At 69.7% G+C, this 6031-nt stretch carries 5 protein-coding genes and 1 pseudogene; 4 read left to right on the top strand and 2 right to left on the bottom strand.

Going from position 1 to position 6031, the window contains the following annotated elements:
• Positions 1–81 precede the first annotated feature (81 nt).
• Positions 82–912 (bottom strand): aldolase/citrate lyase family protein, encoded by an 831-nt coding sequence (locus NCCP_RS07720; protein ID WP_149956654.1) that lies wholly within the window; start codon positions 910–912, stop codon positions 82–84.
• Positions 897–1682: a 2-oxo-hept-4-ene-1,7-dioate hydratase gene (hpaH, locus tag NCCP_RS07725; protein WP_149956655.1), complete on the bottom strand. Its 786-nt coding sequence runs from the start codon at positions 1680–1682 to the stop codon at positions 897–899. Before hpaH ends, NCCP_RS07720 begins: the two co-directional genes overlap by 16 nt.
• A gap of 206 nt (positions 1683–1888) precedes the next feature.
• Between hpaH and NCCP_RS07730 the strand changes: the two genes are divergently transcribed.
• From NCCP_RS07730 to NCCP_RS15255, 4 genes and pseudogenes are all read left to right on the top strand, one after another.
• On the top strand, positions 1889–3448 hold the full coding sequence (locus tag NCCP_RS07730) for a fumarylacetoacetate hydrolase family protein (RefSeq protein ID WP_149956656.1): 1560 nt from the start codon (positions 1889–1891) through the stop codon (positions 3446–3448).
• Positions 3424–4122, top strand: a complete 699-nt coding sequence (locus NCCP_RS07735) for a GntR family transcriptional regulator (protein ID WP_149956657.1) — start codon at positions 3424–3426, stop codon at positions 4120–4122. Before NCCP_RS07730 ends, NCCP_RS07735 begins: the two co-directional genes overlap by 25 nt.
• Before the next feature lie 85 nt (positions 4123–4207).
• On the top strand, positions 4208–5740 hold the full coding sequence (hpaE, locus tag NCCP_RS07740) for a 5-carboxymethyl-2-hydroxymuconate semialdehyde dehydrogenase (RefSeq protein ID WP_149956658.1): 1533 nt from the start codon (positions 4208–4210) through the stop codon (positions 5738–5740).
• 165 nt (positions 5741–5905) lie between these two features.
• A pseudogene (locus NCCP_RS15255) lies at positions 5906–6031 on the top strand (3,4-dihydroxyphenylacetate 2,3-dioxygenase); the annotation flags it as partial.

The following is a 6031-nucleotide window of genomic DNA, read 5'->3' on the forward strand; positions in this document are numbered from 1 at the left end:
CCGGAAACCGGGGCCTCCGGGGGAGCCCGCGCTTGGGCGGGCGGGTTTTCGCGGAGGCCCCGGCAGGTCCCGGGGCGGGCCCTAGTAGCTGGCCGGTGCGTTGCCGGCGGAGCCGCTCCCGTCGGTTGCGGGGTCGCCCGTGAAGCGGGCGGCCAAGGCCTCGGTGCCGCGGGCCAGCAGGGCGACGTCGGCGCCCAGGCCCACGAAGTCCGCCCCGGCGGCCATGTAGCGGCGGGCCTCTGGCTCGGCGAAGGCGTTCACGCCCACATACTTGCCGGCGGCCTTGACCGCCGCGATGGTGGCCTCGACGTTGGCGACGACGTCGGGGTGGGCCTGCTGGCCGATCACGCCCATGGAGGCGGCCAGGTCCGAGGGGCCGATGAAGACTCCGTCGACGCCATCCACCGCGGCGATGCCGGCGGCGTTGGCGACGGCCTGGGCGGACTCGATCTGCACGATCAGGGTGATGGTTTCCGAGGCGCGCTGCAGGTAGTCGGGGATGCGGTTCCAGCGGGCGGAGCGGGCCAGGGCAGAGCCGACGCCGCGGATACCGTGGGGCGGGTAGCGCACCGCGGCGGCGGCGGCCCGGGCCTCTCCGGCAGTGTTGACCATCGGCACGATCAGGGTCTGCGCCCCGACGTCGAGGTACTGCTTGATCAGCACCGGGTCGTTGGCCGGCGGGCGGACCACCGGGACCACGGGATAGCCGCGCACGGCCTGGAGTTGGGCCAGTACGGAGGCGGGACCGTTGGGGGAATGCTCGGCGTCGATGAACAGCCAGTCGAAGCCGGCCCCGGCGCAGATCTCGGCGACCAGGGGGGAGCCGGAGCAGACCCAGATCCCGGCCAGCGGCCGGTCCGTCCCGGCCAGGGCGTCCTTGAGCGAGGGGTCGGGTTCTACTCGAAACGGCACGTGATGCTCCCCAGGGGTCCGTAGTCGGCGAATACGGTGTCGCCCGGGTACACCCACAGGGGGCGGGTGAAGGACCCGGCGAGGATAATTTCTCCGGCCTTGAGGGACTGGCCGTGGGGGGCGATCTTGTTGGCCAGCCAGTAGACCCCGGCGGCCGGGTGGCCCAGCACCCCGGCGGCGACGCCGGTCTCCTCCACCGTCTGGTTCTTGAACAGCACCGCGGAGATCCACGGCAGGTCCACCTCGGAGGGCTTCACGGGAGTGCCGCCAATGACCATGGCGCCCATGGCGGCGTTGTCGGAAATGGTGTCCACGATGGTGCGGCCCTCCATCTGGATCCGCGAGTCCAGGATCTCCAGGGCCGGGACCACGTACTCGGTGGCGCGCAGCACGTCGAAGATGTTGGCGTTGGGTCCCTCGATGTCCCTGTTCAGGACGAACGCGAGCTCCACCTCGATGCGCGGGTGGGTGTACTGGTCCCACTGCACCGTGCATCCGGAGTCGAGGACCATGTCGTCGAAAATGATCCCGTAGTCGGGCTCGGTGATCCCGGTGGCGGCCTGCATCGCCTTCGACGTCAGGCCAATCTTGCGTCCCACCAGCCGGCGCCCGGCGGCCTGGGAGCGCTGACGCCACAAATCCTGCACCGCGTAGGAGTCCTCCACGGTCATCTCCGGGAAGCGCGCCGTCAGGCGCTCCACCGGAACGCGCGTGCGTCCGGCCTCCACCAGTTCGTCCGCGATGCGGACGATCGTTTCCCTCTCAAGCATGCTGCGCCTCCTCGCTGTTGCGGCCCGGCCCGCGGAAAACCCGCCGGCCCATGGGGCCGGAGCGGTTTCCCCTGGGCGGGGAATTCCGCCGCCGGGATCCCTCGGATGGTTCCTTGTCCGCACCCTCCGGAGCCGGTACTTGACGCTGGCGGGTGACAAGGGCCACACTACATCGTATACGATTTCATACACAACAAAGTGTGCCCATGACGGATGAGGAGCAGCCAGTGGCCCAGGAAGCCAGCCAGACCCAGCAGGTCCAGACCCAGCAGGCGCCGCAGGGCGAGCTGCAGGTGCGTCCGGTGGACCAGGCCGTGCTCGACGGGGTCGGCAAGGTGCTGGCAGTGCACCTGAGCTACCGCTCCCGCGCCGAGCAGCGCGGCCGCGTCCCCGCGAACCCGTCCTATTTTATGAAGGCGGCCTCCTCGCTGAGCCTCTCCGGCACCCCGGTTGAGCGCCCCGCCGGCACCGAACTGCTTGCCTTCGAGGGCGAGATCGCCCTGGTCATCGGCACGGCGGCCCGCCGTGTGTCCCTTGAGGATGCCTGGGACCACGTCGGGTGGGTCACCGCGAGCAACGACCTGGGCGTGTATGACATGAAGTACGCGGACAAGGGCTCCAACATCCGTTCGAAGTCCGGGGACGGGTTCACCCCGTTCGGCCCGGGCCTGATCCCGGCCTCCGCGGTGGATCCGCAGGGCCTGCGCGTGCGCACCTGGGTCAACGGCGAGCTTGCCCAGGATGACACCACAAACGACCTGCTCTTCCCCTTCGCGCAGATTGTCGCGGACCTTTCCCAGCTCATGACCCTGCACCCCGGGGATGTGATCCTCACCGGGACCCCGGCCGGCTCCTCCGTGGTCGTCCCGGGCGACACGGTGGAGGTCGAGGTCGACTTCCCCTCCGCCGGCCTGACCTCCGGCCGCCTGTCCACCCCGGTGGTCCAGGGCACCGAGTCCTTCTCCGACTTCGGCAACCTGCCGCGGATTACCGAGGCGGACCGGATCGACGCATTCGGCAGCGAGGAGGCCGCCGGCGTCGTGCCCCCCATCACCGGCAAGTCCGCGCTGACCGCGGACGTCAAGGCCAAGCTGCTCTCCGTCGCCACCGCCACCATCTCCGGCGCGCTGCGCAAGCGCGGCCTGAACAACGTGAGCATCGACGGCCTGCAGGCCACCAAGGGCACCCAAAAGGTCATCGGCACCGCCCGCACCCTGCGCTACGTGCCCAACCGCGAAGACCTCTTCGCCTCCCACGGCGGCGGCTACAACGCCCAGAAGCGCATCATCGACACCGTCGGTCCGGGCGAAATCCTGGTCATGGAGGCCCGCGGCGAGAAGGGCTCGGCCACCCTGGGTGACATCCTGGCCCTGCGCGCACAGGTGCGCGGCGCCGAGGCGATCATCACCGACGGCGGCGTCCGCGACCTGAGCGCCGTCACCGAACTGGACATCCCCACCTTCCACAACGGCGCGCACCCGGCCGTGCTGGGCCGCAAGCACGTGCCGTGGGACACCGACGTGACCATCGGCTGTGGCGGAACCACCATCCAGCCCGGAGACGTGATCGTTGCCGACGCCGACGGCATCCTGGTGATCCCGCCGGCCATTGTTGCCGAGGTCGCCGACGAGGTCGTGGAGCAGGAGCGCCAGGACACGTTCGTCTTCCGGATGGTTCAGGAGGGCCACAAGGTGGACGGCCTGTTCCCGATGAACGCCGAGTGGAAGGCCCGCTACAACGAATGGGTCGCGGGGGGTGCGAAGTGACGGTGACCGCCACCCCGGCCCCCTCCAAGTCCCAGCAGGCCTACGAACTGCTCCACGAGAGGATCTCCGCCGGCACGCTGGTTCCCGGCTACCGGCTGGTACTCTCCACCCTGGCGGCCGAGCTCGGCTGCAGCACGGTGCCGGTGCGCGAGGCCATCCGCCGGCTCCAGGCCGAGGGCCTGGTGACCTTTGAACCCAACGTGGGGGCAACTGTCGCCGCCGTCGACGCCACGCTGTACCTGCACACCATGCAGACCCTGGCCATCGTCGAGGGGGCGGCCACCGCGCTGGCCGCCCCGGAACTCACCGCCGCGGACCTGGTCCAGGCGCGGGCCCTGAACGGGGAGCTGCGCGCCTGCCTGGCGGACTTTGACCCGGCCCGCTTCACGGAACTGAACAACCGCTTCCACGAGGCGCTGTACGGGCACTGCCCCAACCCGCACATCCTGGACCTGGTGCACCGCGGCTGGAACCGGCTGAACGCCATGCGCGCCTCCAGCTTCACCCATATCCCCGGCCGGGCCCGCCAGTCGGTGGAGGAGCACGAGGAGCTGCTCCGGCTGCTGGAGTCCCGCGCCCCGGCCCCCGAGGTGGAGGCCCTGGCCCGGGCCCACCGGATGCGCACCCTGAACACCTACCTCGCGGCAGCGGGCGAACCGCCCTCCGCCCTCTGAGTCCCCTCCGAACTGCAGGACCCCCGGCCCCCGCGGGCCCTGATCGCCAACCACGCCCCACCCTGTCCCGGAAAGGACCCCCAGCATGACCAAGCATTTCGTGCCGGATAACCTGCCCAGCCACCTGCAGCACTACATTGGCGGCAAGTTCGTCGACTCCATCGGCGGCGAGACCTTCGAGGTCCTGGACCCGGTGACCAACCAGACCTACGCCACGGCCGCAGCCGGCCAAAAGGCCGACGTCGACGCGGCAGTCGCCGCGGCCCGGGAGGCGTTCGTCAACGGCCCCTGGCCAAAGATGAAGCCGCGCGAGCGTGCCAAGGTGCTCTACGCCATCGCCGACGCCGTGGTGGCCCAGGAGGACCGCCTGGCCGAGATGGAAACCTTCGACACCGGCCTGCCCATCGCCCAGGCCCGTGGCCAGGCCCAGCGCGCCGCGGAGAACTTCCGCTTCTTCGCGGACCTGGTCGTGGCCCAGCACGACACCGCGCTGAAGGTCCCGGGTTCGCAGCTGAACTACGTCAACCGCAAGCCGATCGGCGTGGCCGGTTTGATCACCCCGTGGAACACCCCGTTCATGCTGGAGTCCTGGAAGCTGGCTCCCTCAATCGCCTCCGGCTGCACCGTGGTGCTCAAGCCGGCGGAGTTCACCCCGCTGTCCGCCTCGCTGTGGGCGCAGATCTTCGAGGAGGCCGGCCTGCCGGAGGGCGTCTTCAACCTGGTCAACGGCATGGGCGAGGACGCCGGCGACGCCCTGGTCAAGCACCCGGATGTCCCGCTGATCTCCTTCACCGGCGAATCCTCCACCGGCCAGCTGATCTTCCGCAACTGCGCCGAGCACCTCAAGGGCATGTCCATGGAGCTGGGCGGCAAGTCCCCGGCAATCGTGTTTGCCGACGCGGACCTGGACGCGGCCATCGACTCCACGGTCTTCGGCGTGTTCTCCCTCAACGGTGAGCGCTGCACCGCCGGATCCCGCATCCTGGTCCAGCGGGACATCTACGAGGACTTCGTGGCCCGCTACGCCGAGCGCGCCAAGACCATCGTGGTCGGGGACCCGCACGACCCCGAGACCCAAGTCGGCGCCCTGGTCCACCCGGAGCACTACCGGAAGGTCATGTCCTACGTGGAGATTGGCAAGTCCGAGGGCCGCCTGGTGGCCGGAGGCGGCCGTCCGGAGAACCTGCCCGAGGGCCAGGAGAAGGGCTCCTACGTGGCCCCGACCGTGTTCGCCGACGTCGCCCCGGATGCCCGGATCTTCCAGGAGGAGATTTTCGGACCCGTCGTGGCGATCACCCCCTTCGACACCGACGAAGAGGCCCTGGCGCTGGCCAACAACACCAAGTACGGGCTGGCCGCGTACGTGTGGACCAATGACCTGAAGCGTGCGCACAACTTCGCCCAGTCGGTCGAGGCGGGCATGGTGTGGCTGAACTCCCACAACGTGCGCGACCTGCGCTCCCCGTTCGGTGGCGTGAAGGCCTCCGGCCTGGGCCACGAGGGCGGTTACCGCTCGATCGACTTCTACACCGACCAGCAGGCCGTGCACATCACCCTCGGCGACGTGCACACCCCCCAGTTCGGTGTCGAGTCCAGCCGCGAAGCCGGCGACGCCTAGGAGCCTGCCGGAGCGCTCCGGCATCCCCACCGGGTCCGGCCTGCGGTCCTAGACCCTTCCCGCCCGGCCGGCCCCCACCCCGGCGGAACCCGGGGCGGACCTCCCTCCCGCCCCGGGTTCCGCCGTCGTACCCAAAAACAGCACCCTCTTTCGAAGGAGAGAACCATGAGCAACGTTATTCCCAAGCCCTCTGTTCCGGCGCCGGACATTGTCCGCTGCGCCTACATGGAACTGGTGGTCACTGACCTGGCCGCTTCGCGCGAGTTCTATGTGGACCTTTTGGGCCTGCAT

Source organism: Zafaria cholistanensis (assembly GCF_008580665.1).
GTDB classification, from domain to species: domain Bacteria; phylum Actinomycetota; class Actinomycetes; order Actinomycetales; family Micrococcaceae; genus Zafaria; species Zafaria cholistanensis.